This is a genomic window from Roseovarius sp. THAF9, assembly GCF_009363715.1.
Classification (GTDB): domain Bacteria; phylum Pseudomonadota; class Alphaproteobacteria; order Rhodobacterales; family Rhodobacteraceae; genus Roseovarius.
In genome coordinates this window covers 1,444,101-1,470,772 of the sequence record NZ_CP045404.1, presented here as the reverse complement: position 1 = coordinate 1,470,772, position 26,672 = coordinate 1,444,101, and the positions used below count along the sequence as shown (strand labels likewise).

General features: G+C 65.2%; 27 protein-coding genes. 10 read left to right on the top strand and 17 right to left on the bottom strand.

Annotated elements, in window-relative coordinates; genetic code table 11:
- Window positions 1–74: 74 nt before the first annotated feature.
- The 5 genes from moaA to FIU86_RS07280 all read left to right on the top strand — a co-directional run bounded on the left by moaA (window position 75) and on the right by FIU86_RS07280 (window position 4,666).
- Window positions 75–1,082: a GTP 3',8-cyclase MoaA gene (gene moaA, locus FIU86_RS07300; protein ID WP_152474475.1), complete on the top strand. Its 1,008-nt coding sequence runs from the start codon at window positions 75–77 to the stop codon at window positions 1,080–1,082.
- Window positions 1,082–2,368, top strand: a complete 1,287-nt coding sequence (locus FIU86_RS07295) for a 3-deoxy-D-manno-octulosonic acid transferase (protein WP_152474474.1) — start codon at window positions 1,082–1,084, stop codon at window positions 2,366–2,368. The genes moaA and FIU86_RS07295 overlap by 1 nt, the downstream gene beginning before the upstream one ends.
- Window positions 2,369–2,402: 34 nt before the next feature.
- Window positions 2,403–3,443: a glycosyltransferase family 4 protein gene (locus tag FIU86_RS07290; protein ID WP_152474473.1), complete on the top strand. Its 1,041-nt coding sequence runs from the start codon at window positions 2,403–2,405 to the stop codon at window positions 3,441–3,443.
- 79 nt (window positions 3,444–3,522) lie between these two features.
- Entirely contained in the window at window positions 3,523–3,936 is a 414-nt protein-coding gene (locus FIU86_RS07285) for a DUF4177 domain-containing protein (RefSeq protein WP_368373155.1), read from the top strand.
- A 106-nt stretch (window positions 3,937–4,042) separates the two neighbouring features.
- Window positions 4,043–4,666 (top strand): DnaJ domain-containing protein, encoded by a 624-nt coding sequence (locus FIU86_RS07280; RefSeq protein WP_103761546.1) that lies wholly within the window; start codon window positions 4,043–4,045, stop codon window positions 4,664–4,666.
- A 79-nt stretch (window positions 4,667–4,745) separates the two neighbouring features.
- Here FIU86_RS07280 and msrB read toward each other — a convergent pair whose 3' ends face one another.
- The 4 genes from msrB to FIU86_RS07260 form a co-directional block, all read right to left on the bottom strand.
- Window positions 4,746–5,216: a peptide-methionine (R)-S-oxide reductase MsrB gene (gene msrB, locus FIU86_RS07275; protein WP_152474472.1), complete on the bottom strand. Its 471-nt coding sequence runs from the start codon at window positions 5,214–5,216 to the stop codon at window positions 4,746–4,748.
- Between the two features lie 75 nt (window positions 5,217–5,291).
- A complete protein-coding gene (locus tag FIU86_RS07270) occupies window positions 5,292–5,846 on the bottom strand; it encodes a fasciclin domain-containing protein (protein ID WP_152474471.1) in 555 nt (184 codons plus the stop codon).
- Window positions 5,847–5,951: 105 nt separating this feature from the next.
- Window positions 5,952–6,647 carry an anti-sigma factor gene (locus FIU86_RS07265; protein ID WP_152474470.1) on the bottom strand — a complete coding sequence of 232 codons (696 nt, stop codon included), beginning with the start codon at window positions 6,645–6,647 and terminating at the stop codon, window positions 5,952–5,954.
- Window positions 6,644–7,192: a sigma-70 family RNA polymerase sigma factor gene (locus tag FIU86_RS07260; protein ID WP_152474469.1), complete on the bottom strand. Its 549-nt coding sequence runs from the start codon at window positions 7,190–7,192 to the stop codon at window positions 6,644–6,646. Before FIU86_RS07260 ends, FIU86_RS07265 begins: the two co-directional genes overlap by 4 nt.
- Window positions 7,193–7,334: 142 nt before the next feature.
- Here FIU86_RS07260 and cobS point away from each other — a divergent pair, with 142 nt between their 5' ends.
- Genes cobS through FIU86_RS07240 form a run of 4 tightly spaced genes read left to right on the top strand, consistent with a single transcriptional unit; the run spans window position 7,335 to window position 10,272 of the window.
- Window positions 7,335–8,321, top strand: a complete 987-nt coding sequence (cobS, locus tag FIU86_RS07255; RefSeq protein WP_152474468.1) for a cobaltochelatase subunit CobS — start codon at window positions 7,335–7,337, stop codon at window positions 8,319–8,321.
- A gap of 3 nt (window positions 8,322–8,324) precedes the next feature.
- Window positions 8,325–8,753: a hypothetical protein gene (locus FIU86_RS07250; RefSeq protein ID WP_152474467.1), complete on the top strand. Its 429-nt coding sequence runs from the start codon at window positions 8,325–8,327 to the stop codon at window positions 8,751–8,753.
- A 12-nt stretch (window positions 8,754–8,765) separates the two neighbouring features.
- The gene (locus tag FIU86_RS07245) at window positions 8,766–9,029 is read left to right on the top strand and encodes a hypothetical protein (RefSeq protein ID WP_152474466.1); all 264 of its coding nucleotides are present in this window, start codon (window positions 8,766–8,768) and stop codon (window positions 9,027–9,029) included.
- 4 nt (window positions 9,030–9,033) lie between these two features.
- Entirely contained in the window at window positions 9,034–10,272 is a 1,239-nt protein-coding gene (locus FIU86_RS07240; RefSeq protein ID WP_152474465.1) for a lytic transglycosylase domain-containing protein, read from the top strand.
- A gap of 63 nt (window positions 10,273–10,335) precedes the next feature.
- On the opposite strand, the gene FIU86_RS07235 is transcribed toward FIU86_RS07240, so the two are convergent.
- On the bottom strand, window positions 10,336–12,000 hold the full coding sequence (locus FIU86_RS07235; protein ID WP_254704004.1) for a chloride channel protein: 1,665 nt from the start codon (window positions 11,998–12,000) through the stop codon (window positions 10,336–10,338).
- Window positions 12,001–12,135: 135 nt separating this feature from the next.
- On the opposite strand from FIU86_RS07235, the gene FIU86_RS07230 reads away from it, so the two are divergent.
- A complete protein-coding gene (locus FIU86_RS07230) occupies window positions 12,136–13,512 on the top strand; it encodes an FAD-binding oxidoreductase (RefSeq protein WP_152474463.1) in 1,377 nt (458 codons plus the stop codon).
- Between the two features lie 107 nt (window positions 13,513–13,619).
- On the opposite strand, the gene recN is transcribed toward FIU86_RS07230, so the two are convergent.
- The 12 genes from recN to murC all read right to left on the bottom strand — a co-directional run bounded on the left by recN (window position 13,620) and on the right by murC (window position 26,659).
- A complete protein-coding gene (gene recN, locus FIU86_RS07225) occupies window positions 13,620–15,266 on the bottom strand; it encodes a DNA repair protein RecN (RefSeq protein WP_152474462.1) in 1,647 nt (548 codons plus the stop codon).
- 16 nt (window positions 15,267–15,282) lie between these two features.
- Window positions 15,283–16,134, bottom strand: a complete 852-nt coding sequence (locus FIU86_RS07220; RefSeq protein ID WP_152474461.1) for an outer membrane protein assembly factor BamD — start codon at window positions 16,132–16,134, stop codon at window positions 15,283–15,285.
- Between the two features lie 163 nt (window positions 16,135–16,297).
- Complete coding sequence (gene lpxC, locus FIU86_RS07215) at window positions 16,298–17,221, bottom strand: UDP-3-O-acyl-N-acetylglucosamine deacetylase (RefSeq protein WP_152474460.1); 924 nt, start codon at window positions 17,219–17,221, stop codon at window positions 16,298–16,300.
- 223 nt (window positions 17,222–17,444) lie between these two features.
- Window positions 17,445–19,097: a cell division protein FtsZ gene (gene ftsZ, locus FIU86_RS07210; protein ID WP_152474459.1), complete on the bottom strand. Its 1,653-nt coding sequence runs from the start codon at window positions 19,095–19,097 to the stop codon at window positions 17,445–17,447.
- Window positions 19,098–19,275: 178 nt separating this feature from the next.
- On the bottom strand, window positions 19,276–20,610 hold the full coding sequence (gene ftsA, locus FIU86_RS07205; RefSeq protein ID WP_152474458.1) for a cell division protein FtsA: 1,335 nt from the start codon (window positions 20,608–20,610) through the stop codon (window positions 19,276–19,278).
- Window position 20,611: 1 nt separating this feature from the next.
- The gene (locus tag FIU86_RS07200) at window positions 20,612–21,490 is read right to left on the bottom strand and encodes a cell division protein FtsQ/DivIB (RefSeq protein ID WP_152474457.1); all 879 of its coding nucleotides are present in this window, start codon (window positions 21,488–21,490) and stop codon (window positions 20,612–20,614) included.
- Window positions 21,478–22,356: a D-alanine--D-alanine ligase gene (locus FIU86_RS07195; RefSeq protein ID WP_254703967.1), complete on the bottom strand. Its 879-nt coding sequence runs from the start codon at window positions 22,354–22,356 to the stop codon at window positions 21,478–21,480. Before FIU86_RS07195 ends, FIU86_RS07200 begins: the two co-directional genes overlap by 13 nt.
- Window positions 22,357–22,452: 96 nt before the next feature.
- Window positions 22,453–23,385 carry a UDP-N-acetylmuramate dehydrogenase gene (gene murB, locus FIU86_RS07190; RefSeq protein WP_152474455.1) on the bottom strand — a complete coding sequence of 311 codons (933 nt, stop codon included), beginning with the start codon at window positions 23,383–23,385 and terminating at the stop codon, window positions 22,453–22,455.
- A gap of 67 nt (window positions 23,386–23,452) precedes the next feature.
- Window positions 23,453–23,722, bottom strand: a complete 270-nt coding sequence (locus FIU86_RS07185; protein ID WP_152474454.1) for a DUF2484 family protein — start codon at window positions 23,720–23,722, stop codon at window positions 23,453–23,455.
- Entirely contained in the window at window positions 23,719–23,970 is a 252-nt protein-coding gene (locus FIU86_RS07180; RefSeq protein ID WP_152474453.1) for a DUF2484 family protein, read from the bottom strand. Before FIU86_RS07180 ends, FIU86_RS07185 begins: the two co-directional genes overlap by 4 nt.
- Window positions 23,967–25,154, bottom strand: a complete 1,188-nt coding sequence (locus tag FIU86_RS07175) for an APC family permease (protein ID WP_152474452.1) — start codon at window positions 25,152–25,154, stop codon at window positions 23,967–23,969. Before FIU86_RS07175 ends, FIU86_RS07180 begins: the two co-directional genes overlap by 4 nt.
- A 107-nt stretch (window positions 25,155–25,261) precedes the next feature.
- On the bottom strand, window positions 25,262–26,659 hold the full coding sequence (gene murC / locus FIU86_RS07170; RefSeq protein ID WP_152474451.1) for a UDP-N-acetylmuramate--L-alanine ligase: 1,398 nt from the start codon (window positions 26,657–26,659) through the stop codon (window positions 25,262–25,264).
- Window positions 26,660–26,672 lie beyond the last annotated feature (13 nt).

The window sequence follows — 26,672 nt, the reverse complement described above, 5'->3', positions numbered from 1 at the left end:
TGGTTCCTGCGTCCGGGCTTCAATTCCCAAGATGCCCCTTGCCGTTCATCGGCGGTTTGCATACGTTCTGTCCCATGACCACACCTTTGATCGACCCGTTCCAGCGCGCCATTTCCTATCTGCGCGTCTCCGTAACCGACCGCTGCGATTTTCGCTGCGTCTACTGCATGTCGGAGAACATGACCTTCCTGCCCAAGAAGGAACTGCTGACGCTGGAAGAGCTTGACCGCATGTGCTCGACCTTCGTGCGCATGGGCGTGGAAAAGCTGCGGATCACCGGCGGCGAACCGCTGGTGCGGCGCAACATCATGCACTTTTTCCACGGCATGAAACGCCACCTCGACAGTGGCGATCTCAAGGAACTGACGCTCACCACAAACGGCTCGCAACTCGCCCGCTTCAGCGAGGACCTTTACGCCGCCGGCGTGCGCCGGGTGAATGTGTCGCTCGACACGCTTGATGAACAGAAATTCGCCGACATCACCCGCTGGGGCCGCCTGCCGCAGGTGCTCAAGGGGATCGACGCCGCGCAAGCCGCCGGCCTGCGTATCAAGATCAACGTCGTCGCCCTCAAGGGCTTCAACGAGGACGAACTGTTCGACATCGTCGAATGGTGCAAATCCCGCGACATGGACCTGACCTTCATCGAGGTCATGCCGATGGGCGATATCGGCAACGAGGACCGGCTGGACCAGTATTGGAAGCTCTCCGACCTGCGCCGCACCCTGGCAGAGCAATACACCCTGACCGAGCTGTCCGAGCGCACCGGCGGCCCCGCCCGCTATGTTCGGCTGGAAGAAACCGGCCAGAAGATCGGCTTCATCACGCCGCTCACCCATAATTTCTGCGAAAGCTGCAACCGCGTGCGCCTGACCTGCACCGGCGAGCTTTACATGTGCCTAGGCCAGGAAGACATGGCCGACCTGCGCGCGCCCCTGCGCAACACGCCGAACGATGACGCGCCATTGGAGGCCGCCATCCGCGAGGCCATCACCCGCAAGCCCAAGGGCCACGATTTCGACTATTCCCGCCAGACCGTGGACGGACGCGTGTCCCGCCACATGAGCCACACCGGCGGCTGATGCCCCGCAACCCGGCGCCCCTGCCCGTGCGTCTTTACGGCGTCGCGGCAAATCTGCTTGAGCCGCTTGCGTACAAGCGCGTCTCGGAGAACCTCTCGCGCCAGGGCATCCCTGCAAACCGCCTGCCCGAACGGCAGGGCCATGCCACCGCACAGCGTCCCGACGGCGACCTCATGTGGTTCCACGCGGCCTCGGTCGGTGAAAGCCTGTCGGTCCTGCGCCTGATCGACCATCTGGGCGACACGCATTCCGACCTGTCGTTCCTTTTGACTTCCGGCACCGCCACCTCGGCGCAGATCGTCGGCAAGCGCCTGCCGCCGCGCACCACGCATCAATTCGCGCCACTCGATTCCCGCCGCGTGGTCCTGCGCTTTCTCGACCATTGGCGCCCCTCGGCGGCGGTCTTCGTGGAAAGCGAGCTTTGGCCCCAGATGCTGCGTCTGACCCATGCCGCAGGCGTCCCATTGGCGCTGGTCAACGCCCGCATCTCCGACAAATCCGCCCGCAACTGGAAGCGTTTTCCCCGCACCGCACGGCACCTCATGGAGCATTTCCGCCTGATCCATTGCCAGGACGACCGCACCGCGAGCCATCTCCACGACCTCGGCCTCAGCCAGGCCGAAGCCGGCATGAACCTCAAGTCCGTCGCCGGACCGCTCCCCTTCGACCGGAACGAACTGCACCGGATGCAGGGCCTCATCGCCGGCCGCCCGGTCTGGCTCGCCGCCTCCACCCATCCGGGCGAGGAGGAGGTGGTGCTCAACGCCCACCGCGCCATGACCGGCGGCAATGCCGACGCGCTGCTGATCCTCGTGCCACGACACCCCGAACGCGCCCACGATATCGAGCGCATGATCGCCGAACACCGCTTCGAGGGTGCCCGCCGCTCCACCGGCATGACCATCACCGGGCAAACCCGCGTCTACCTCGCCGACACGCTGGGCGAGATGGGCCTGTGGTACGCGCTCAGCGCGCTCACCTGCGTCTGCGGCAGCTTCACCGAGGTAGGCGGCCACAACCCGTTCGAGCCGGCCCATGCTGGCTCCGCCGTACTTCACGGTCCGCACTACGCCAATTTTGCCGAGGCTTACGCCGGAATGCAGGCCAAACACGCCTGCGTCGAGGTCGCCGACGCCGAGGATCTCAGCTCCAAGCTGACCACCTATCTCGACGACCCCGCCGCGCTCGACGCGCTCCGCGAGCGCACCCGCGCCTTCGCCGCCGCCCAGGCAGGCGTGGTCGAAGACTTCGCCACGACCCTTTCCAAGGCGCTTGGCCTGCGCTAGCACCTATCCTGAGCCCCAAGGAAAGCCGACCCGCGTGCCGGACCTCATCGTCACCAATTTCAACCGCAACTTCACCGGCGTGTCCTCGACCGCCGCCAGCGTGGTGCGCTGCCAGGTCGACCAATACGACCTCGCGCTTGCAGGTCACCCCCTGCCCGGCTGCCCCAAGCCGATCACCAAGGCGCAGGCCAGCGCCCAGTCCAAGACACCGCCACAGGGACGCCCCTTCACCATCTGGCACGTCCGCCGCAACTCCGAAATGCGCACCGCCCTCTGGGTCCGCGACGTCCAGCGCCGCCCCATCCGCATCGTCTTCACCTCTGCCGCCATTCGCCGCCATTCGGCCTTTCCCCGCTGGCTGATCTCGCGCATGGACGCCGTCATCGCCACGACCGAGGCCGCCGCCGATTTCGTCCCGCATGTCCGGGCAGTCGCGCCCCACGGCGTCGACACCGACCGTTTCACGCCCGCCAAGAACCGCGCCGCCGCATGGGCCGCCACCGGCTATCCCGGCACCCACGGCGTGGCCACCATCGGCCGCATCCGCCCCGAAAAAGGCACCGACCGTTTCGTCGCCGCCATGCTGCGCCTCTTGCCGCAGCAGCCCGGCCTGACCGCTCTCGTCATCGGTCGCGCGGCCAAGTCCGACCAGCCTTTCCTCGACAAGCTCAAGGCGCAGATTGCCGCCGCCGGCCTCACCGACCGCATCCTTTTCCCCGGCGAGGTCGCCCCCGACGCTCTGCCCGCCCTCACACGCTCGCTCTCGGCCATCATGCAACTGCCCCGCTACGAAGGCTACGGCATGACCCCGCTCGAAGGCATGGCCTCTGGCGTGCCCTTCGTGGCCACCGACACCGGCTATTACCGCAGCTTTTCCAGCCAGGGCCAAACCGGCCTTATCGTGCCGGACGATCCGAATGATGCCGCCGATGCGCTTGCATCCATCCTGTCGGACCCCGACCGCCACGCCGCCATGTCCCATGCCGCCCGCGATATCGCCTGCACCCATTTCAGCGTATCACGAGAAGCCGAAGCTATCGCCCGCGTCTACGAGGATCTGTGGTCCGGCGCGTGACCGCTTGCCGCTTCGGTTTGATGTTGCACCCGAGCCTCAGGACGTTAGGATGTCCTGCCAATTTTGAGAGGTGCACTTCGTGATCCAGAAATACGAGTACAAGGTCATCCCCGCGCCCGCCAAGGGCCGCAAGGGCCCGGGCGTCAAAGGCGCCGAGGGCCGCTTTGCCCACGGGCTGGAAACGGCGATCAACGAACTGGCGCTCGAGGGCTGGGAATACCTGCGCGCCGACATCCTGCCCAGCGAGGAACGCCAGGGCCTGACATCGTCGCAGACGGTCTATCGCTCCATGCTGGTCTTCCGCCGCCCGCTGGAACTGGAAGGCGTCGACAGCCCGCCACCGCTGCCGTGGGACGACCACGAGGCGGAAGAGCTGGAAACCGCCGCCGAGACTGACGAAATCGAGGATAATCAGGACGATACCCCGGATGACGACGCGGATGACTCGGACGGTGACGACACGCCGCGCCCCGATCTGCCGCCCCGGGACTGACGCGTGAAAAGAAGTTCGGGACCGCGCGGTTTTTTCCCGATCTTTCCTCTTCAATTTGCCGCGCAATGACATAAACTCTTGGCCTCGAGTCGCAAAGGGAATGCCAATGGCTAAATCCGATCCGTTTGGTTTCGACATGTCCGTTTCGTCCGCGAAGAAGAAAAATCCGCGCGGTCGGCGGGGCATGTCCGGCGCATCCGAAACCTCGACGCGCGTCTGCGACCACGAGGGCTGCAACCAGCCCGGCAAGTACCGCGCGCCCAAGGCGCCCGATGTGCTCGACGACTTCTACTGGTTCTGCAAGGACCACGTGCGCGAATACAACACCAAGTGGAACTTCTTCGACGGCACCACCGAGGCCGAGATGAACGCCCAGATGTCGTCGGACAAGGTGTGGGAGCGCAAGACCAAGGCGTTCAACGACCCCGAGGCGCGGGCGTGGGCCCGTCTGGGCATCGAGGATCCGCATCAAGTGCTGGGCGGCAACGCTACCCAAAATCCCGGCAAGAACCGCGGCGGCCAGCGCAAGCTGCCCCCGACCGAACGCCGGGCGATCGAGATCCTGGAAGCGAATGAACACGCTTCTAAGGCCGAGATCCGCAAGGCCTACAAGGCGCTGATCAAGGTGCTGCACCCCGACATCAACGGCGGCGACCGCAGCCAGGAAGAACAGCTGCAACAGGTTGTCTGGGCCTGGGACCAGATCAAGCAGAGCCGAAATTTCAAGTAAGTTGGAAGAATAGAGCGCACCGGGTCACTCGTACCGTACCGGGCCCTGAAACCACCCGGTGCGCGATCGGACCCGGAATTCAGGCGGCGCGGAACGTTAGGCTGACTCCGTTCAGACAGTGCCGTTTGCCCGTGGGCTGTGGCCCGTCATCGAAGATATGCCCAAGGTGGCTGCCGCAGCGGCGGCAGTGGCATTCGGTCCGCGTCGCGAACAGCGAATGATCCGGCTTGGTGCCGATGGCGTTGTTCATCGCCCTCCAGAAACTGGGCCAGCCGGTCTCGCTGTCATACTTGGTCTCGGAGGAATAAAGCGGCAGGTCGCAGCCGCGGCAATGATACGTCCCCGGTTCGTAAAGATCGTGCAGGGGGCTGCTATAGGCGCGCTCGGTGCCTTCCTCGCGCATCACCTCGTATTCGAGGTCCGTCAGCATCTCGCGCCATTCCGCCTCGGTGCGCGTCACCTCGAACGGCCCCGATGCGGCAAAGCCCGGCATTGCGGTCAGAACGGTGCCCCCGGACAGGGCCGACAGTATGAATGTGCGTCGTTGCATCTTCAGCCTCCTGCGTTTGTCATTCGAGGGGAAAACGGGGGACGACCGCCCCCCGTTCCGCAGCTTACGAGGTTGTTACTGCTTGGCCGGCAGCATCACCGTGTCGATCACGTGGATCACGCCGTTCGATTGCTCGACATCGGCGATGGTCACGTTGGCCACCCGGCCCCGCTCGTCTTCCAGCATGATGCTGTTGCCTTGGTAAGTGGCCTTCAGCATGCAACCGCCCACGGTCGGCACCATGTGTGCGCCACCATCGTCATCGACCATGCCCTTGATCGCCGTCGACATCGCGTCCGCGGACACCACGTGGCAGGTCAGGATCTCGGTCAGCTGTTTCTTCGCCGCCGGTTGCAGCAGCGCCTCGACCGCGCCTTCGCGCAGCTCGCCAAAGGCGGCGTTGGTCGGCGCGAACACGGTGAACGGTCCTTCGCTCGACAGCGTGTCGACAAGCCCCGCGGCCTTGACTGCAGTGACCAGCGTCGTGTGATCGGCCGAGTTCACGGCGTTTTCGACGATGGTCTTGTCGGCATACATCGCCGCACCGCCGACCATCGGATTGTCGGCATAGGCAACGGTCGCAGTCGCTGCGAGGGCCACGGCGGCGGTCATTGATTTCAGGTTAATCATATCTCTACTCCCTAAGGTAATGCACAAAAGCCGGGCCTTGTTGCCCAACTCCTACGCAGCCACGGGAGGTGCGCGCCGAAAGTTTCAGCTGTTTCGAGAAATTTTTCAGACGTCTTCGAGCGGGCCAGTGGCCAGGATGTCGCCGGTGGGCGCCCCGGTGGGCGAGCCACCCTCGGGTTCGTCCGAAATCGCCAGCGTCGCGCCTTGCAACACCGCGATCTGCTCTTGCGTCATTGGCAAGCGTAGCCGCTCGTTTTCCGGCAGCACGCCCAGCGACACCGGCGGGTTATCTCCGGCGATCAGCCACATCTCGATATCGCGGTCAGGCCGGTCCTGCATCCCGCGCCGCTCGACATACATTTCCTGCGTGGTCGCGTCATAGCCCGCCGCCAGGATGATCTCTTCCTCACCCTCGGCCCGCAAATCGGCGTGATAAACCGGGTTCTCGGGCGGCTGCACGCCAGTCCCCGGCAGGTCCACCACGAAGAACAGCGCCACAACCAGCGCCGCCGCCGCCAGTCCGGTCAGTCCGAACCGCTCGAACAACCCTCGCCGCGCCGGGCGCTCGTCCGCGAAAAGACGCGCGTCCAGCGCCGCCTTGACCCGAGCCGGAGGGGTCTCTTCCGGGATCTCGTCCGCCAGAACGGCGAAATCCTCGGCCCATTGGACGTACAGCGCGCGCAATTCGGGCTCGGCGCCAAGACGCGCCTCGAAGGCCGCGGCCTCCTCGGCCGACAGCAATCCCAGCGCGTATTCACCCGCCAGGACCATGTCGTCGTCTTTTTCCGGCACCTCGCTCATCGCGACAGGCACTCCCTGAGTTTCAACAGGCTGCGGCGCAGCCAGGTTCGCATCGTGTTCAGCGGCACGTCAAACCGCGCCGCCAGATCCGCATAGGTCTCTCCGTCAAGGTAAGCCCCGCGCACGGCCTGTGCGCGGTCGGCTTCCAACTCGTCGAAGCACCCGTCCAACTTTTCCCGCTCCGAGGCCTGCACGGCTTGCGCCTCCGGCCCCGGTGCGGCATCGGGCATCGCTTCAGCCAGTCCTTCCGGCATCTGCTCGCCCACCCCCTTGCGCTTGCGCAGCATGTCGATGGCTGCGTTCCGCGCGATCGTGATCAGCCACGTCATGGGGCTGAACCCGCCCGTGCTGTACCGGTCGGCATTGCGCCAGATCTTCACATAGACCTCTTGCAACACTTCCTCGGCCTCGGCCCGGTTACCCAACACACGCAGGATCACACCGAATAGTTTCGCCGAAGTCGCGGAATAAAGTTCGGAAAACGCGGCCCTGTCGTTCAGGGCGCATCGACCGATCATGTGTTCGATAGCGTCGAGGTCTTTCATGGAACGCGCATTCCTTTCGAAATCGGAACCTAGGGCAGGCACTTGGCGAGTGCCAGTAATTCTTTCCCTTTCCCTTGCCCTTCCCGGCGATATGTTGCACGGAAGGGCGAACGAAAAAAGCGACGATTGAAGGACAAGGCAGATGGCCGACGGGAACATGGATCACGACATGAAACCGACCGAGGAGCTTTCGGTCCGCGATGTTTTCGGGATCGACACCGACATGGTCATCAAGGGCTTCGCTGACAAAAGCGAACGCGTGCCGGATATCGATTCGACCTACAAGTTCGACCCGGACACGACGCTGGCGATCCTCGCGGGCTTTTCCCACAACCGCCGCGTCATGGTGCAGGGCTATCACGGCACCGGCAAGTCGACCCATATCGAACAGGTCGCCGCCCGCCTCAACTGGCCCGCCGTGCGCGTCAACCTCGACAGCCACATCAGCCGGATCGACCTGATCGGCAAGGACGCGATCAAGCTGCGCGAAGGCGTGCAGGTCACCGAGTTCCACGAGGGCATCCTGCCCTGGGCACTGCGCAACCCCGTCGCCATCGTGTTCGACGAATACGATGCGGGCCGCGCCGACGTGATGTTCGTCATCCAGCGCGTGCTGGAACATGACGGCAAGCTCACGCTGCTTGACCAGAACGAGATCATCACGCCCCACCCCTGCTTCCGCCTCTTCGCCACGGCCAACACCGTGGGGCTCGGCGACACGACCGGGCTCTATCACGGCGTGCAGCAAATCAACCAGGCGCAGATGGACCGCTGGTCGCTCGTCGCCACGCTGAACTACCTCAGCCACGACGCCGAGACCGCCATCGTCATCTCCAAGACGCCCCAGATGAACACCGAGGCCGGGCGCAAGACCATCAGCCAGATGGTCACCGTCGCCGACCTCACCCGTACCGCGTTCATGAACGGCGATCTGTCGACCGTCATGAGCCCCCGGACCGTCATCAACTGGGCCGAGAACAGCCGCATCTTCCGCGACGTGGGCTACGCTTTCCGCCTCACGTTCCTCAACAAATGCGACGAGCTGGAGCGTCAGACTGTGGCCGAGTTCTACCAGCGCTGTTTCGACGAGGAGCTGCCCGAAAGCGCGGCAAGCGTCAGCCTGGGGTGATCCGTGAAAGGTTTCGCCGTGGTGCTGAGCACCTCCGCAATCGCGGCTTTACCCCCGGCACCGGGCAAGGCTTTGGATCAGGAACAGTTGTTTCTTCCCATTTCGGAAACGCTTCCATCTGAACCCGATTTCGTGACAGCGCGCTGTCACGGCTTTCTGCACGCGGTTCGGATCTACCGCCAGATTATGCGTTCCAACCCGTTGCATGGTCGCGACCGGACGCATGGTACGGAATTCGACTGGATCGACGACCCGGACTTTTACAGGCCGCTGACCAAGGCCGCTCAACGCCTTGACGACATGGAAAGGTATGCGCAAGCCTACCTGAGCGCATTCGGCAGCATCGAGGTGCCGTCGCTTGTATCGCACACACCCCTGTACCAAAGTGATAAGGAAACTTGTTTGACCCGGTTCGGGTCCGATCCCTCCTGAGAGGTCTCAGTTATGCGATACACGTTCGCGCTCTGCCTCACCTTCCTCGCCGCCTGCCAGCCAGATACTTCGCGCGTTGACGCCGCCGAAGAAGCCGCAGCCGCCACCTGCGCCTGCCCCGACCGCGCCTGCGCCCTGCGCTCCGCCACGCCTGTCACCGAAGGCCGCGGCCTCCTGATGGAGGACTCCGAGAACCTCTCCGAGGACCAGATCGCCCGGTACGAGGCCGCAGTTGAACGGCTCACCGACTGTCTCACCCGTTTCGACGAAGGATGACCGCATGATCCGCCGCCTCCTCTCCCGCCTCGCCTTGCTCTGCGCCCTCGCCGTCGCCCTGCCCGCCCTCGCACAGGACCGCGCCGCCATCGAGCGCCAATTCCAGTCTTGGCTACAAAAAGACGTCTGGCCCGCCGCCCGGGCCAAAGGCGTCTCCCGCGCCACGTTCGAGCGGGCGATGGGCGGCGTCCGCCTCAACTGGGACCTGCCCGACCTTGTCCCGCCGGGATCGAAAGCCACCACACCCAAGCGCCAGACCCAGTCCGAGTTCGGCGCGCCGGGCCGGTATTTCCGTGGCGTCTCGGGCGACGCCTCCATCGGCCGCCAACTGGCCAGCCGCCACGCCTCCACCCTCGCCCGCATCGAACAGCAGACCGGCGTGCCCAGTCGCATCCTGCTGGGCATCTGGGGCCGCGAAAGCGCCTATGGCCGCGCCAAGATCCCCCACAACGTGTTCGAGGTACTGGGCACCAAGGGCTTCATGGCCACCCGCGCGCGCTACTTCCGCGAGGAACTGATTGCCGCCCTGCAAATCGCCGAGGCCGGCCACACAAGCGGCCCCCTGCGCAGCTCCTGGGCCGGGGCGCTCGGCCAGCCGCAATTCATGCCCTCCAGCTTCCTGCAATACGCCACCGATGGCGATGGTGACGGGCGCGCTGACATATGGGGCTCGGTCCCCGACACGCTGGCCTCCATCGCGAATTACCTATCCCGCCACGGATGGGTCGCGGGCCGCGACTGGGGGTTCGAGGTCAGCGTGCCGGCCTCCGTGTCCTGCTCCCTAGAAGGCCCCGACCAGGGCCGCCCCATCACCGAATGGGAGGCTATGGGCATCACCCGCGTCTCGGGCCGCCCCTTCCCCGATCACGAACGAAACGGCGAAGGCTTCCTGATGATGCCCGCCGGGCGCAACGGCCCGGCCTTTGTGGTCACGCCAAATTTCTACGTGCTCAAGGACTACAACATGTCCGACCTCTATGCGCTCTACGTGGGCCATGTCGGCGACCGCATCCAGTACGGCGTCGGTGATTTCACCGCGCCCTGGGGGGCTGTGGGCAAGATGTACCGCTCCGACATCGCCGCGATGCAACGCAGCCTGGAAGGCATGGGCCACGACGTCGGCGGCGCAGACGGGTTGCCGGGCTTCAAGACCCGCCGCTCAATCGGCCGCTGGCAAGAAGCGACAGGCCAGCCCGCCACCTGCTTCCCCGAACCGGGCATGAAGGCGCAACTGGTCCGTTAGGCGCCAAGAATTTTCCAAAAATTCTTGCCCAGAATTTTATTTCTAGAATTCCGGCACTCTCCATCAACTATGCTCCTCCGCCGACACCGCCGTCAACGCGCGGTTATAGGCCTTCAGCGCATCGACATGGAACAGCGCACCCTGCAATTCGGGCTTGGATTCCTCGCCGGTCAGGGTCACCACAGGGATGAACGCAACGCCCGTGCGCTCGTAGATCGGCATCGCCACGTCCAGCGTCGCATTCGCGTCGATATAGACCCCGTCCTCGATCAACTCCCAGCACGTCTCTTCGCTGGCACTGCGCTCTGCCCCCTTTTCCCGCATCACCCGCGCAACGCGATACATGGTGAGCAAATAGGCATGCGGCCCCGCCGCCAGCCTGACACCCCGCCGATCCAGCTGCGTCAGGAAGAACGAGTGCCGCACCAGCTTTGACGACAACGCCGTGGACATCGACACCGCCACCATCACGGCCAGGCCGGTCTGCCAGTCGCCTGTCAGCTCGAACACGATAAGCGTGGTCGATATGGGCGCGCCCAGCACCGCCGCGGCGACCCCGCCCATCCCCGCCAGCGCATAGAGCGTCGGCGCCCCCGACCATTGCGGCAACAGCGCCGTCGCCGTCAGCCCAAAGGCAAGCCCTGTCAGCGCGCCCACCATCAGCGAGGGCGAGAAAACCCCGCCGCCCATGCGCCCGCCAATCGTGATTGCCACCGCAATGACCTTGAGGACGCAGAACACCACCGCCTCATTCCAAAGCAGCTTACCGGTCAACGCCTTCGACGTCGTCTCATAGCCCACGCCGATGATATGCGGAAACCCGATCGCCAGCACACCCAGCATCAGCCCGGCCACACCGGGCCGCAGCCAGCGCGGCAACCCTGTGCGCGCCTGCACCCGGTCCGCGAACCGCTCGGCAAAGAAAATGCCGCGCATCAGAACGACGGCGACCGCCCCGCACATCAGCCCCAGGATCAGGAAGGCGGGCAATTCCACGTAGAATTCCAGCATACTCGCCATGGGCAACTCGAACTCGGTCACGTCGCCGAATTCCAGACGGTTGATCACAGTGCCCGCGACCGACGCGATCACGATGGGGGCAAAGGCGTGCAGCGCGAAATGGCGCAGCACCACCTCCAGCGCGAACAGAGCCCCCGCGATGGGCGCGTTGAACGACGCCGACACCGCCGCCGCCACGGCACAGCCCAAAAGGTCGCGGCCCGTGATCCCGTCGGCGTTGATGCGGTTGCTGACCCAGGTCGAGATGACGCCGGCCATGTGGACCACCGGCCCCTCCCGGCCCGAGGAGCCGCCCGTGCCCAGCGTGATCATTGATGCCAGCGCCGAGGCCACACCGGCCCGCGTCTCGACCCGGCCCTCGTTGAGCGCCGCGCCCTCGATTACGTCGGCAACCGACCGCGCACGACCGTCGGGCGTGAACCGGTGCAGGATCGCCCCCACGACCAGCCCGCCGCCCACAGGGATCACCAGAACCCAGTACCACGGCAGGGTCGAAACCCAGCTATGCATCAGGGACGGATCTTCAGAGCCGTAAAGCAGCAGTTGCAGCGCGTTGATTCCCTTGCGGAAAAACAACGCCGCAAAGCCTGCCGCGATGCCGATGCAAAGCGCGATCAGCCAGAACTGGAACTGGCTCGGCCCCTTGTCGCGCAGCACCCGCCACGCGTTGCGGCCGAACGTGTCGATCCGCTGCCAACCGCGCCGCAATCGGCCCGGGTTGTCCTCGTCCTGCGCTGTCTCGGTATCGGTCAACCGCCTGCCCCCGGCCTGGTGACGCAGGGCGCTTCCCTGTCGGCACCGCATCGCTTAGGGTGCGATCTCAGGGGAGTGCAGGGGTTCGACATGGGTATTCTTGATGCCATTTCAGAGTTATCGCCCGTTTTAGGGCAACGGCTCAGCCTGTCCAAGTCCGATCTGCAAGAGCATGGTCGGAGCGAGACGCATTTCGCGGACGCCCCGCCCGACGCGGTCGCCTATCCCGACACGACCGAGGAGGTGCGCCAGATCGTGCAGGCCTGCGCCCGCCACGGCGTGCCTGTCATCGGCTGGGGCACCGGCACCTCGCTCGAAGGTCAGGCGCAGGCGTTCTCGGGCGGGGTCTGCGTCGACTTCCAGCGCATGAACCGCATCCTCGAGGTGTCGCAGGGCGACATGGACGTGCGCGTGCAGCCCGGCGTGACGCGCGAGGCGCTGAACGAGGAGTTGCGCGCCACGGGCCTGTTCTTTCCCGTCGATCCCGGCGCCAACGCCTCGATCGGCGGCATGGCCTCGACCCGCGCCAGCGGCACGACGGCGGTGCGCTATGGCACCATGCGCGACAACGTGCTGGGGCTCGAAGTGGTCACCGCCACGGGCGAGGTCATCCGCACCGGCACCCGTGCCCGCAAATCCTCGGCGGGCTACGACCTGACGGCGCTGTTCGTGGGCTCCGAGGGCACGCTGGGCCTCATCACCGAGATCACGCTGCGCCTGCAGGGCACGCCAGAGGCTATTTCTGCCGCCGTATGCGCCTTCGATCATGTCAGCGACGCGGTCGAGGCGGTCATGGCCTCTGTCCAGATGGGCCTGCCACTTGCCCGGATCGAGCTGATGGACACGCAAAGCGTCGCGGCGGTGAACGCCTATTCCGGCGCCGCCCTGCCCGACTGTCCGCACCTGCTGCTGGAATTCCACGGCTCGGAGTCAGGCGTCGCGGAACAGGCGCAGATGTTCGGCGACCTGGCGCAGGAGTTCGGCGGCAAGGGGTTCGACTGGGCTCGCAAGACCGAGGAGCGCAGCGCGCTCTGGGCCATGCGCCACGCCGCCTACCACGCCATCGTCGCCCATCGCCCCGGCACCAAGGCGCTGGTCACCGATATCTGCGTGCCTATCTCAAACCTTGCCCGCGCCATCGAGGACACCAGGGCCCACCTCGATGCGCAAAGCATCGAGGGCCCGATCCTGGGCCATGTGGGCGACGGCAATTTCCACGCCATCCTGCAATTCGACCCCTCGGACGCCGCCGACAAGACCCGTGTGCTCAAGGCCTCCGAGCATCTGGTCGATCTGGCCCTGTCGTTGGGCGGCACCGCGACGGGCGAGCATGGCATCGGCGTGGGCAAGCTGGGCTACATGGAGCGCGAGCATGGGCCCGGGTGGGGCCTCATGGGCACGATCAAGCGGGCACTCGATCCCGACAACATCATGAACCCCGGCAAACTCGTGCCGCCCCGCAACTGACAGCGCGGCGCGTGTGACGCCTCAAAGAGGGGGCGCTGCCCCCCACGGCGAACCTGCGGTTTCGCCGCTCCCCCCGGGATATTTATGGCCAGAGGAAAAGTCGGGGGTCAGCCCGCCATCAGCGCCTCGGCGGCGGCGCGGGCCTCTTCGGTGATGGTCTCGCCCGAGAGCATTCGTGCGATCTCGTCGGTGCGGGCGCTGGGATCCAGCGCGGTGACCGTCGAGAGAGTCTGTCCCTTTGTGACGCGCTTTTCGACGCGCCAGTGATGCGCGCCTCTCGCCGCCACCTGCGGCGAATGGGTGACCACCAGCACCTGGTTGACCGAGGCAAGCCCGGCCAAACGCCGGCCCACCGCATCGGCGGTGGCCCCGCCAACGCCCCGGTCGATCTCGTCGAATATGAGCGTGAGCCCGCTTTGCTCGCCGGTCAGGCAGACCTTGAGTGCCAAGAGGAACCTGCTCAACTCCCCGCCCGAGGCGATCTTGCCGAGGGGGCCCGCTGGCGCGCCGGGATTGGTGGCCACGGTAAAGGTCACCGCGTCCTGCCCGGTCTCGCCCAGATCGGCTTGAGTCACTTGCGTGGCAAAGACCGCGCGATCCATCTTCAGCGGCGCCAGTTCGGCCATTACGGCCTTGTCCAGCTTGCCCGCCGCCATGATACGAGCGTCACTCAGCGCCCCGGCGGCGTCGGCATAGGCCGCGTCGGCCTCGGTGACCGCTGCCTGCAACGCCTTGAGGTCCGCATCGCCTTGTTCCAAGGTCGCCACCTGTTCGCGCACGCCTTCCGCAAAGCTTGCCAGGTCATCGGGCGGCACGCCGTGCTTGCGCGCCAACGCCCGGATCGCGAACAGACGCTCCTCGGTTTCCTCCAATTCCAGCGGGTTGAAGGTCAGCGCTTCCAAACACGCCTCGACGCCGCTTGCGGCCTCGTCCAATTCGACCATGGCGCGTCCAAGGGCGGCCAGCGCCTCTTCAAGCCGGCCCTCGGCCTTGTCGGCAGCCCCTTCCAGCCAGCGCAGCGCGTCCTGCGCCTGCCCCTCGGCCCCGTCGCGCAGGGCGGCCTGCGCCTTGGCGATGTCCTCGCGGATCCGTTCGGACTGCTGCATCAGGCGGCGGCGCGTGTCCAGCTCCGCCTCCTCGCCCGGCTGGGGCGACAGCGTGTCCAATTCTTCGACCGCGTGGCGCAGGAACTCTTCCTCGGCGCGTATCTCGGCCAGCTTCGCCTCGGCCTCGCGCAACGCATTGCGCGCCGCGCTGCGGGCCTTCCAGGCACCGCGCACCTTGTCGCGCTGCCCGGTCAGCCCGCCGAATTCGTCCAGAAGGTCGCGATGCCCCTTTGGGTCCAGCAGCCCACGGTCATCATGCTGCCCGTGCAACTCCACCAGCGTGTCCGAAAGCGCCCGCAGCACGTCGCCCGAACAGCGCCGGTCATTGACCCAAGCGGTCTTGCGCCCGTCGCCAGTGTTCACGCGCCGCAGCAGCAGCGTGTCCTCCACCGGCAGACCCGCCTCTTCCAGCACCGCCCGTGCCGCGTGCCCCTCGGGCAGGTCGAACTCGGCCACCACCTCGCCCTGTTCGGCCCCCTGCCGCACCAACTCCGCTCGGCCGCGCCAGCCCAGCACAAACCCCAGCGAGTCGAGCAAGATCGACTTGCCCGCCCCAGTCTCGCCGGTCAGCACGTTCAGGCCGGGCTGAAACGCCAGTTCCAGCCGGTCGATGATCAGGATGTCACGGATCTCCAGCGCGCGGAGCATCAGGCCCCCCGGGCGGTTACAGCCAGCGTCCGAGGATTGTCTGCCGATAAACCTGCCGCAGCCAGCTGTCGCCCACCGCTTCCAGTGTCAGCCCCTGCCCGGTCAACAGCTTGTAGCTGTCCTCGTACCATTCGGTGCTCTTGAAGTTGTGGCCCAGGATCGCTCCGGCCGTCCGCGCCTCGTTCGTCAGGCCCAGCGACAGGTATGCCTCGACCAGCCGGTGCAGCGCCTCGGCGGTGTGGGTCGTGGTCTGGAAATCCTCGACCACGACGCGAAAGCGGTTGATGGCCGAGGTGAAGTGATCGCGCCGCAGGTAGTAGCGCCCAATCTCCATTTCCTTGGCCGCCAGATGGTCGAAGGCCAGGTCGAACTTCAGGATCGCCGAGCTGGTATATTCGCTGTCGGGATATTGTTCGATCACCTGTCGCAAAGATTGCAGCGCCTGGAAGGTCAGGCCCTGGTCGCGGCCAACCTCGTCGATCTGGTCGTAATAGCTCAGCGCCAGCAGGTATTGCGCATAGGCCGCGTCGCCGTCGGCGGGATAGAAATCGAGATACCTCTGCGCGGCGGACCGGCTGTTCTCGTAATCCTCGTCCTTGTGATAGGCGAAGGCCTGCATGATCACGGCGCGCTTGGCCCACTCGGAGTAGGGATACAGCCGCTCGACCTCGGCGAAGAGTTCCGCCGCCTGTTCAGGGTCACCGCTTGCCAGGTCATACTCGGCCCGGCCGAAAATCTGCTCGGCCGTGAACTGTTCGTAATCGACTTCGCCGCGCTGAATGCGCGAGTTGACGCCACCGCAGCTTGCAAGGAGTGTCGAGGCCACGAGGGCCGCTGCCAAACCGATCCCGATTCTGCCGCCAGTCATGCTCGCACGTACCCCCAAAGCCCTGTGCTAAAGTCGTGTTCAGGCCTTAAGGCCGCGTGATTTCGCAGGATCATATCTGCAATATCAAAGGCGTCCTAGCACATAATTTTCCGGTGCAAAACGCCTTAGACCCGATTGCAGGTCACAAAGCACGAACCTGTGGTCAAGCGACCTCAGGGATCTCGGCCCAATGCACCCCCGCGCCGGGCAGCCGGGCGGCGGTTTCGGCATCGCACGTGACGATCTCGAACGTATCGGGCTGGGCAAACATCGCGCGCAGCAGGTCGTTGGTGATCGCATGACCGGCGCGCAGACCACTGTAATGGCCCAGGATCGGCAAGCCGGCCAGCGCCAGGTCGCCAAGCGCATCCAGCATCTTGTGCCGCACCGGTTCGTCCGGCTGGCGCAGGCCGCCGGGGCTCAGCACACGGTCGCCGTCAAAGACCACCGCGTTCTCTCCGGGATTGCCACCCAGGGCCAGGCCATTGGCGCGCATCGCGTCCACATCCGCCTTGCGGCAGAAGGTGCGCGCGGTCGACAATTCGCGCACGAAACTGCCATTCGACATGTTCAAAAGCTTTTTCTGCCGCCCGATCGCCGCATCCTCGAACTCGATCACGAATTCCAGCAGCAGCGTGTCATGCGGCGCCAGCCGGGCCTTCGCGCCCCCCTTGACCACCTCGACCGGCTTCAGAACCTTCAGCGCGCGTATCGGTGCATGCTGGCGGCGCAGCCCGGTAGACAGGATGCCATGAACGAACGGCGCCGAGCTTCCATCCAGAATGGGAACCTCCGGTCCGTTGACCTCGATCACCGCGTTGTGCACACCGCATCCCGACAGGGCCGCCATGATGTGCTCGACCGTCGAAATGCTGACGCCCGCCGCGTTTTCTAGCAACGTGCAGAGCGGCGACTGGTTCACCAAATCCCAGCGCGCCGGGACTTCGCAATCGCGCAAATCACCGTCGATGCGGCGAAAGACGATCCCGCGATTGGCCGGGGCAGGCAGGATTGTCAGGCGCGCAGGCGCACCGGAATGCAGGCCGAGGCCATCGAAAGATACCGGGGTTTTGACCGTATTTTGCACGTGCTTACCTCAGGCCGAAGATCGGCATATTTTAATTAACTCAGCCACACCTATTTGGCTCCGAAGAAATCCTCAATTCACTCTTTGCAACGCGCTGAAACATCAATGTTGCAAGGCTTGGCGGTTTTTTGCCAACTCTGCCGCGCAATCGGCCAACCCCTTGCACCACAACGAAAAAGGGCCGCTCTGCGCGGCCCTTTCGCATGTTGATTTGTTGTTCGGATCAGTTCGCCTGGCGGCGCAGGAATGCGGGTATTTCGATCTGGTCGTCCTCTTCCTCACGCTCGTCGCGCACCTCCGGCTGGGGCGCTGCCGCCTGCATCGGCGGCTGCTGGCGCACCGGGCGCTGCGGCTGTTGCTGCGGCTGCCCTTCCGCGCCATGGCCCGTCATCCGGTTGATCAGCGAGTTGATTCCGAAACGCGGTTTCTCGGCGGCATGCGCCGGGCCCTGCTCCGGCGCAGCTGCGGGCGTCTCTTGCACCGGCTGGCGGGGTTCACCGCCACGGTGATGCACGGCGGCCTGAAGCCGGGCCAGAGCGTCCTGCGACGGGGTGCCCGGCGCGGGGGCCTTGGGCGCCACGAAAGTCTCCGGTTCTTCCGCCTGCGCCACGAAAGTTTCGGGCTCGGGGCGCGGCGTATAGGCCGGCGGCGGCAGATCGCTCTCGCCGCTCTCGGCCTCGAAGATGTCTTCCATCTGCTCTTCTGCCGCGGCGCGCTGCGCGTCAAAGGCATTGAACAGGCTGGGTTCTTCCACCGTTTCGGTGCTGGCCGCCACGGCGGGCTCCGCCTTCGGCTCGACCTTCTCCTCGTAGGTCTCGATCGCCTCGACTTCGACTTCTTCGACCGGCTTTAGCGGCTCTGCAAGCGAGCGGCGGGGCACCGGGATTTCCTTGCTCTCGTCGCTGGCGTCGATGCCGGTGGCCACGACGGACACGCGCATGAAGCCTTCCATCGTCGGATCCATCGTGCTGCCCACGATGATGTTGGCGTCCGCGTCCACTTCCTCGCGGATCCGGTTGGCCGCCTCGTCCAGCTCGAACAGCGTCAGGTCGTGCCCGCCGGTGATGTTGATCAGGACACCCTTCGCACCGCGCAGGCTGATTTCGTCCAAGAGCGGGTTCGCGATGGCCTTCTCGGCGGCCTGGATCGCGCGCTCTTCGGTGTCGTCTTCGCCGGTTCCCATCATCGCCTTGCCCATCTCATCCATCACCGCGCGCACGTCGGCAAAGTCGAGGTTGATCAGGCCCGGGCGCACCATCAGGTCGGTCACACCCTTCACACCTTGGTAAAGAACGTCATCGGCCAGCGAGAACGCCTCGGTGAAGGTCGTCTTCTCGTTCGCCAGACGGAAAAGGTTCTGGTTCGGGATGATGATCAGCGTGTCGACCATCTTCTGCAGCATGTCCACGCCTTCCTCGGCCTGGCGCATCCGCTTGGCGCCTTCGAACTGGAAAGGTTTCGTGACGACGCCGACAGTTAGCACGCCAAGTTCACGCGCTGCCTGAGCGATGATCGGGGCCGCGCCGGTACCCGTGCCGCCGCCCATGCCGGCGGTGATAAAGCACATATGCGCCCCGGCCAGCTGGTCGACGATCTGTTCGATATTCTCTTCCGCGGCCGCGGCACCCACGGCGGCTTTCGCGCCGGCGCCCAGCCCTTCGGTGACTTTCACACCCAGCTGGATCCGGTTCGGCGCGTTGCTCTGGGACAGCGCCTGCGCATCGGTGTTGGCGACGACGAAATCGACGCCTTCCAGCTGTTTCTCGATCATGTTGTTGACGGCATTGCCGCCTGCCCCGCCGACACCGAAAACGGTGATGCGCGGCTTGAGTTCATGGTCCTGTCCCTGACCTGGCATGCTGAGATTAAGTGTCATTGCTCCGCCTTCTTTGCCTGCTGTTGTGCCCGCCTTGCGCAGGCTTAATCCCCAAAATTGTATTAACAGTACCGTCCCGTCGCCGTTACGTCACCCAAAAAACACGAAAATGCCACAAAATATGGGTGTTTTTTCACTCTTTCACGCGGGATTTCGCCGAAACCCCCAGATTTTGCGATCACCAGTTGTCCTTGAACCATTTTACCGCCCGCTTGAGGGACCGCGCCGGGTAGCGATCCACCGGAATTTCAAAGTCCCACCACTCGTCTTGGGGATTCGCCGCGAACAGGCACATGCCCACCGCGCTGGCAAACCCCGACCCGGTCGCCGCCTGTGGCAACCCATGCACCCGCAGGGGCCGGCCCAGCCGCACCTGTTGTCCCAGGATGCGCGTCGCCAGCCCGTCAAGGCCGGGGATCTGGCTGCCCCCGCCGGTCAGCACGATTTGCTGGCTCTGCAAATGCTGGAACCCGGCAGCATCCAGCCGCGCCCGCACCTCCTCCAGGATCTCCTCGACCCGAGGCCGCATGATGCCGATCAGCTCCGCACGGCTCACCGTGCGCCGGTCATGCTCCCAATCACCGGTCTCGCCGCCGATCTCGATCATCTCGCGGTCGTCCATGCCCGTGGCGACGACGCCGCCATAGAAGGTCTTGATCCGCTCCGCCGTGGCGTGCGGCACCTGCAACCCCATCGAGATGTCGCCGGTGACGTGATCGCCCCCGATCCGCACCGTGTCGGCATATATCATGTGTTTTTTCATGAAGATCGACACGCCAGCACTGCCGCCGCCCATGTCGATGCAGGCCGCGCCCAACTCCTGCTCGTCCTCGACCAGCGACGAAATCCCCGAGACATAGGCCGAGCTTGCCAGCCCCGCCAGTTCCAGGTCGCAGCGTTTCACGCAATGCGCCAGGTTCTGGACCGCCGCGCCATCGACCGTCAGCATGTGCATGTCCACCGCCAGGTCCTGCCCCAGCTGCCCGCGCGGATCATTGAGCCCCGAGCGATGGTCCAGCGCGAAATTCACCGGCTGGGCATGCAAAACCTCGCGCCCTTCGCCGAAATCGGGCACGTCACAGGACGACAGCACCCGGCTGATATCCTGCTCGGACACGGTGCTGGCCTCCAGCTCCACCTGCCCCGCAAGGCCATAGCTGCGCGGCTCGGCCCCCGAGAAACAGGCGATCACGTGGTCGACGCGGATATTGGCCATCTTCTGCGCCGCCTGCAGGGCCGTGCGGATGGCCCGCTCGGTCTCGGCCATCGTCGTGATCTCGCCATAGCGCACGCCGCGCGACCGCGTCGTCGCGGCCCCGATCACCCGGAACCCGGCTTGCCCGGCCAGAGCACCCACGCCCTCGGTCTCGCGCAGCCGGTCACTGCCGTCGAAACGCAGCACAAGACAGGCGATCTTCGAGGTCCCCACATCAAGAACCGCCACGACACCGCGCTGCATCGCCGCCCGGCGCATGTTCCGCATCGCCCTTTGCGATTCATAAAGCTCGATCATCTTATTCCGCCCCTACGGTCATTTTTGTCACGCGCCACCACTCGGACACCGCGTTTTCGTTCATTCTTATGGTTGGTCGGGACGCAATGCGCATGTCCACCGCCGCCACGTCCCGCTCCAGCATGTCCTGCACCTCGGCCAGAACGATCACGCGCTCCAGCGCGCGCACCGGATCGGTTTCCGGCAAGAGGATGCGCTGGCCGCGGTCCAGCACCACGTCCCAGCGCCGCTCGCCCATGCGCACCAACCCGCGCAGCCGCGACCGCAGCGGCGCCGCCGCCTGCAGAATATCCAGCGCCTCGGGCACCGCCTCGGTCGCGCCCGTGCCGGCGATCACCGGCAGGTCGGTGCGGTCGGCCCGCTGCGCGATATCGCCGATCACCACGCCTTCGACGTCCACCACGCCCAGTCCATCGCGCGACCGCCAGATCGCCACCGGCTGGCGCTCTTCCACCTGCGCCACCAGCACACCGCCCTGCCGCACGCGGACAGATGCGTTGGCCACAGCCGGAAGGCCGGTGATCGACATGCGCACCGCGTCCAGGTCGATGTCGAAGGAACTGGCCGGCAGGTCATGCGGGAAAATCTCGCGAATATCCTCCTCGACCGTGCCGCTGGCGCCTTCCACGGCCAGCAGGTTCACCATGAATTCGGGCCGCGTCTCGATCTGCTCGCGGATATCCGCCACCGCCAGCACGATCGCCTCCTGCCGCTCGGGGTCCGAAAAATACGCAGTGCCCAGACCGAAGGTCAGGCAGAACGGCACCCCCACCCGCAACAGCTTGCGAAACAGCGGCGTCAGCATCAGCCGCTGATAGCGATAGGACCAACGCGACGGCGCCGGATCGGCCTTGGGTTCCAGTCGTTTCACCTGTTGCATGACGCGTCCTTCACCAGCCAGTCGCACAATTGCGGAAAACTCATGCCCGCCGCCTGCGCCTGCTCGGGGCTCAGCGACGTGGGCGTCATGCCGGGCTGGGTATTGGTCTCCAGCAGGATCAACCCGTCCAGCCCCTTCGCCTCGTCCCAGCGGAAATCCGTGCGGCTCAAACCGCGACAGCCCAGCACCGCGTGCGCCCGCAAAGCGTAATCCTCACAAGCCTCGGCAATTTCCTGCGGAATGTCGGCTGGGATCACATGGCGCGACCCACCATCGGCGTATTTCGCATGATAATCGTACCACCCATCGGTGATGATGTCCGTCACCCCCAGGGACCGGTCGCCGATCACGGATGTGGTCAACTCGCGCCCCGGCGCGAACGCTTCGACCATCACGGTTTGCGGCATCTCCTCGGACAGCTGGGGCGGCGCGTTCGCGGCCTCATGCACGATATAGACGCCCACGGACGAGCCTTCGTTGTTGGGCTTCACCACATAGGGCGGCGGCATCACATGCGCCTTGGCCACCTCGCCCTTGTCCACGATGATACTGTTGACCACCGGCAGCCCTGCGGCACGGTACGCCGCCTTGGTCCGCTGCTTGTCCAGCGCCAGCGCCGAGGACAGCACGCCCGAATGCGTGTAGGGGATCTGCATCCATTCCAGCAGCCCCTGAACGCAGCCGTCCTCGCCCCAGCGGCCATGCAGGGCGTTGAACACAACGTCGGGTTCGAGATCAGCCAGAACCACGGCAAGGTCGCGGCCGGCATCGACCTCGACCACCTCATAGCCTGCCTCCCGGAGTGCTGCGGCGCATTCCTGTCCTGACGAGAGAGACACCTCGCGCTCAGCCGAGGGGCCACCCATGATTACCGCAACAGTCGGGGCGTTTCCGCTCGAAGAAACCACCTTACTGCCTCAATGTCCCGGGTCGTTATCGACCCTTGTTTTATTGTGTCCGCCTCAATCCGCGGAAGGGGCCGTTTCGCCGACCCTCATGATTTCCCAATGTAACTCTATTCCGCTGTCTTGGAAAACCTTTTTTCGCACCTCCTCGCCCAAACCTTCCAGGTCCGCCGCCGTGGCGCCCCCGGTGTTGATCAGGAAGTTGGAATGCTTCTCGCTCATCTGCGCGCCGCCCCGCGTGGCGCCGCGCATGCCGGCGTTGTCGATCACCTTCCACGCTTTCAGGTCATGGGTGTCGTCGGCCCGCCCGGTGCTGGAAAACCCGGCCGGGTTGCGAAACGTGCTTCCGGCCGTGCGATCCTTGGTCGGCTGCGTCTCGTCGCGCTTTTTCAGCTGCGCCTCCATTCGCGCGGCCAATTCCTCCGGATCGCCCGCAACGCCCTCGAACGTCGCCCGCGTGATCACCCAGCCCTCTGGCAGATCGGTCTGTCGGTATTGAAACTTCAGATCCTCGGCGCTCAGCGTCACCACCTCGCCCGCACGGCTCACCACCTGCGCCTCGACGAAATGATCAGCCACGTAACTGCCATAGCACCCTGCATTCATGCGCACGGCCCCGCCGATGGCGCCGGGAATGGTCCGCAGAAAGGTCAGGTCGACCCCCGCCTCGCCCGCCCGGCGCGCCACATGCGCATCCAGCGCCGCCGCCCCGGCGGTCACGCGTGTGCCGTCCACTTCGATGGCATTGAACCCGCGCCCCAGCCTGATCACCACTGCGCGCAAGCCGCCGTCCCGCACGATCAGATTGCTGCCAACCCCCATGGCAAAGACCGTCACGCCCGGATCCAGATCGCGCAGGAACGCCGCCAGATCGTCAAGGTCGGCCGGCTGAAACAACCAGTCCGCCGGCCCGCCCACACGCAGCCATGTCAGATCGGCCAGCATTCGCTTCTCGCTCAGACGGCCACGTACCTCGGGTAAATCGCTCATGCGCCCGCTATTGCCTCACCCTGTTCCGGGATAAAAGACCGCCCGCGCTTTTTCTTGCCGAAAATACTCAATCCCCACCGCGGGCCACGTCCCCGCCGACAGTCCTCCGGGCCCAGCGGCCAAGATAGATCACCGGCCAGCGCAACAGGCTCATACCCGCCGCCAGCACGAACAGCCCGACCCAGGGCCCGTTCTGCCAGGTGACATAGCCCAAGATCGGGATGCCCACGGCGACCAACAGATAGGCCCGCCGCCAATGATTGTCCCGGCTGGGGAGCATCGCCAGAAGATTGGCCACCACGGCCCAGATACAGGCAAGAACAAGGGACAGGCTCATTTCGGTATCTCCGGTCTTTCACCTCTGAGACGCCGCGCGAAATAGCGCAGCGGATTGCGAAACATCGACACAAACGCCAGCACCGCCAGCGCGGCGGGCAGAACGCCATAGTCCCGCCCGATCATCCAGATCAACACCGGGGCCAGCGCCAAAAGCGCAATACCCGGCGCGTATTGATGGCGCATCGGCAGGAAAGCCACGAGCGATCCCGCAACCACCCACAGACAGGCCAGCACGACTACGGTCACACGACACCTCCAATCGTCACGCCAAAGGCGGCCAGCGCCGCGACCAGCCCGAAGACCGGCACGACCATGGGCACCCGGAACGGCGCCTCGGGGTTCTTGTATTTCATCGCGATCAGCGCCGCGTTAACGAGCACGAAAACCGCCAGCAGGATGGCCGAGGTCACCTCTGCCAGATCGGCGACCGGCAGGGCCAGCGCCCCCGCGATCACCCCCGCGCCCACCAGCAACGTTGCCAGAACCGGCGTGCCCAGTCGCGGATGCGCCCGGTGAAACACCGCCAGCGCCCCGTGCCGCTTGCCCATCCCGAAGAGGACCCGTGCCGCCATCACGATCTGCGCCAGTACACCGTTCAGCGCCGCTGCCACCGCGATCACCGACAGGAACGCGGCACTTCCGCCCCGCGCCTCCTGCCAGACCAGCGCCAGCGGTTGCTCCGACACAGCCAACAGTTCCATCGGCACGGCCCGCACGGCGGCAAAGGATACCAGTGCGTAAAGCAGGCTGGTGATCAGCAGCGACAACAGGATTGCGCGCGGCAGGGTCCGGTGCGGGTCGCGCACTTCCTCGGCCATGTTGACGATGTCCTCGAAGCCGATAAAGGCGAAAAAGGCCAGCACCGCACCCGCCGCCACGCCAGACCAGACGACCGGCGGCGCGGCGGAAAAGCTCACGACGGGCTCTGCCGTGGCGCCCGCAAAGACCACCATACCCAACCCGAATAGCTCGACCGCCGTGAAAATTGCCGCCAGCGCAAGGCTTTCCAGAACGCCGATAACCGCCACCGCGACCAGCGCCAGACCCATCACCGCCACCGTCGCCTCGAACGGCAATCCCGTGATCGACGTCAGGTAACCTGTGCCACCGCGCAGCACCGCGCCGGCGGAAACGATCCCGGCGGCCACGATGGCCAGCCCGACGACGATCCCCAGCGCGCCCACGCCCAGCCCCTTCTCGACGAAGACAGCCTCGCCCCCGGCTTCCGGGAGGCGCGTGGAGAACTCGGCATAGGACAAAGCGGTCGGCGCGGCCACGATCCCGGCCACCAGAAAAGCCAGCGGCGCCCAACCCCCCGCATCGGCGGCCACCGCGCCGACAAGCACGTAGATGCCCGCCCCCACCATGACGCCCACGCCATAGGCGGTCAGCAGGCCCAGCCCGATGCGGCGTTTCAGGGCCCCGGCCATCTCAAAGCCTCCAAGCTGGAATCACGGCCGTTTTCTGCGCAGAAAACGGAATAGAAAATGCGTATTTTCTATTCCGGAATTTTCGCAAAATTCCGGTCACCAGCCCGCTACCCTTTCAGCTTTTCAGGCAAACCGTTGGCCCAGCCGCTGATCGTACCGGCCCCAAGACACACAACCATGTCGCCCGGTTTCGCCTGCTCGCGCACCAACCGCACGAGGTCATCTTCGCCCAGAATCGCCCGCGCATGCCGGTGGCCGTGGGCAATCAGCCCTGCCACCAGATCGTCGCGCGTCGCACCTTCGATCGGGTCCTCGCCCGCGGCATAGACCTCGGCGATGGCCACCACGTCGGCATCGTTGAAGCACGCACAGAAATCGTCGAACAGAGAATGCAGGCGGCTATAACGGTGCGGCTGATGCACGGCGATGATCCGGCCCTTGGTGGCCTGCCGTGCCGCCTTCAGCACCGCGGCAATCTCGACCGGGTGGTGGCCATAGTCGTCGATGATGGTCACGCCGTCCACCTCGCCCACGCGGGTAAAGCGGCGGTTCACGCCGCCGAACGCGGACAACGCCTCGCGGATCTCGTCGGTCTTCATGCCTAGGCTGCGGGCCACGGCCACGGCGCTCAGCGCGTTCGAAACGTTATGGTCCCCCGGCATCGGCAGGCTGCAACCTTCGATCACCTTGTCCTCGGCCTGAAGTGCGATATCGAAATGCGCCACGCCGTTCTCGTAGGTCAGGTTCATCGCCCGTACATCGGCCTGCGCATTGAACCCGAAGGTGATGACACGCCGGTCGCTGATCTTGCCCACCAGCGTTTGCACGTCCGGGTCATCAGTGCAGCAGATCGCCAGGCCATAAAACGGAATGTTCGACACGAAGTCCAGGAACCCCTGATGCAGCGCCTCCTGCGTGCCCCAATGCTCCATGTGCTCGGGGTCGATATTGGTCACGATGGCAATCGTGGCGGGCAGCCGGTTGAACGTGCCGTCGCTCTCGTCGGCTTCCACAACCATCCACTCGCCCTGTCCCACGCGCGCGTTCGAGCCGTAAGCGTGAATGATCCCGCCATTGATCACCGTCGGGTCGTACTTGCCATGGTCCAGCAGTGCCGCGACCATCGTCGTGGTGGTCGTCTTGCCATGGGTGCCCGCCACCGCGACATTCGATTTCAGCCGCATCAACTCGGCCAGCATCTCGGCCCGGCGCACCACCGGCAACCCGCGCCGCCGCGCCTCGTCCAGCTCGGCATTGCCCGGCTTGATCGCGGACGAGATCACCACGACCTGCGCCTCATCCAAATTCGCCGCCTCTTGGCCCTCGAAAATCGTCGCCCCCGCCTTCTCCAGCCGGTCGGTGATCTTGGACGTCTTCAGATCCGATCCCTGCACGGTATAGCCATGGTTCAAGAGCACCTCGGCGATGCCCGACATGCCGATACCCCCGATGCCGACGAAATGAATGGGCCCGACGTCGCCGGGAAGTTTCAATGCCGCGTTCATCGGTTTGGCTCCT

What these genes read in the sequence shown, in the direction of transcription:
- moaA (WP_152474475.1), top strand. Translation starts at nt 75, where the DNA reads ATGACCACACCTTTGATCGACCCGTTCCAGCGCGCCATTTCCTATCTG.
- FIU86_RS07295 (WP_152474474.1), top strand. Translation starts at nt 1,082, where the DNA reads ATGCCCCGCAACCCGGCGCCCCTGCCCGTGCGTCTTTACGGCGTCGCG.
- FIU86_RS07280 (WP_103761546.1), top strand. Translation starts at nt 4,043, where the DNA reads ATGGCTAAATCCGATCCGTTTGGTTTCGACATGTCCGTTTCGTCCGCG.
- msrB (WP_152474472.1), bottom strand. Translation starts at nt 5,216, where the DNA reads ATGCAACGACGCACATTCATACTGTCGGCCCTGTCCGGGGGCACCGTT.
- FIU86_RS07270 (WP_152474471.1), bottom strand. Translation starts at nt 5,846, where the DNA reads ATGATTAACCTGAAATCAATGACCGCCGCCGTGGCCCTCGCAGCGACT.
- FIU86_RS07265 (WP_152474470.1), bottom strand. Translation starts at nt 6,647, where the DNA reads ATGAGCGAGGTGCCGGAAAAAGACGACGACATGGTCCTGGCGGGTGAA.
- FIU86_RS07260 (WP_152474469.1), bottom strand. Translation starts at nt 7,192, where the DNA reads ATGAAAGACCTCGACGCTATCGAACACATGATCGGTCGATGCGCCCTG.
- cobS (WP_152474468.1), top strand. Translation starts at nt 7,335, where the DNA reads ATGGCCGACGGGAACATGGATCACGACATGAAACCGACCGAGGAGCTT.
- FIU86_RS07245 (WP_152474466.1), top strand. Translation starts at nt 8,766, where the DNA reads ATGCGATACACGTTCGCGCTCTGCCTCACCTTCCTCGCCGCCTGCCAG.
- FIU86_RS07240 (WP_152474465.1), top strand. Translation starts at nt 9,034, where the DNA reads ATGATCCGCCGCCTCCTCTCCCGCCTCGCCTTGCTCTGCGCCCTCGCC.
- FIU86_RS07230 (WP_152474463.1), top strand. Translation starts at nt 12,136, where the DNA reads ATGGGTATTCTTGATGCCATTTCAGAGTTATCGCCCGTTTTAGGGCAA.
- recN (WP_152474462.1), bottom strand. Translation starts at nt 15,266, where the DNA reads ATGCTCCGCGCGCTGGAGATCCGTGACATCCTGATCATCGACCGGCTG.
- FIU86_RS07220 (WP_152474461.1), bottom strand. Translation starts at nt 16,134, where the DNA reads ATGACTGGCGGCAGAATCGGGATCGGTTTGGCAGCGGCCCTCGTGGCC.
- ftsZ (WP_152474459.1), bottom strand. Translation starts at nt 19,097, where the DNA reads ATGACACTTAATCTCAGCATGCCAGGTCAGGGACAGGACCATGAACTC.
- ftsA (WP_152474458.1), bottom strand. Translation starts at nt 20,610, where the DNA reads ATGATCGAGCTTTATGAATCGCAAAGGGCGATGCGGAACATGCGCCGG.
- FIU86_RS07200 (WP_152474457.1), bottom strand. Translation starts at nt 21,490, where the DNA reads ATGCAACAGGTGAAACGACTGGAACCCAAGGCCGATCCGGCGCCGTCG.
- FIU86_RS07195 (WP_254703967.1), bottom strand. Translation starts at nt 22,356, where the DNA reads ATGGGTGGCCCCTCGGCTGAGCGCGAGGTGTCTCTCTCGTCAGGACAG.
- murB (WP_152474455.1), bottom strand. Translation starts at nt 23,385, where the DNA reads ATGAGCGATTTACCCGAGGTACGTGGCCGTCTGAGCGAGAAGCGAATG.
- FIU86_RS07185 (WP_152474454.1), bottom strand. Translation starts at nt 23,722, where the DNA reads ATGAGCCTGTCCCTTGTTCTTGCCTGTATCTGGGCCGTGGTGGCCAAT.
- FIU86_RS07175 (WP_152474452.1), bottom strand. Translation starts at nt 25,154, where the DNA reads ATGGCCGGGGCCCTGAAACGCCGCATCGGGCTGGGCCTGCTGACCGCC.
- murC (WP_152474451.1), bottom strand. Translation starts at nt 26,659, where the DNA reads ATGAACGCGGCATTGAAACTTCCCGGCGACGTCGGGCCCATTCATTTC.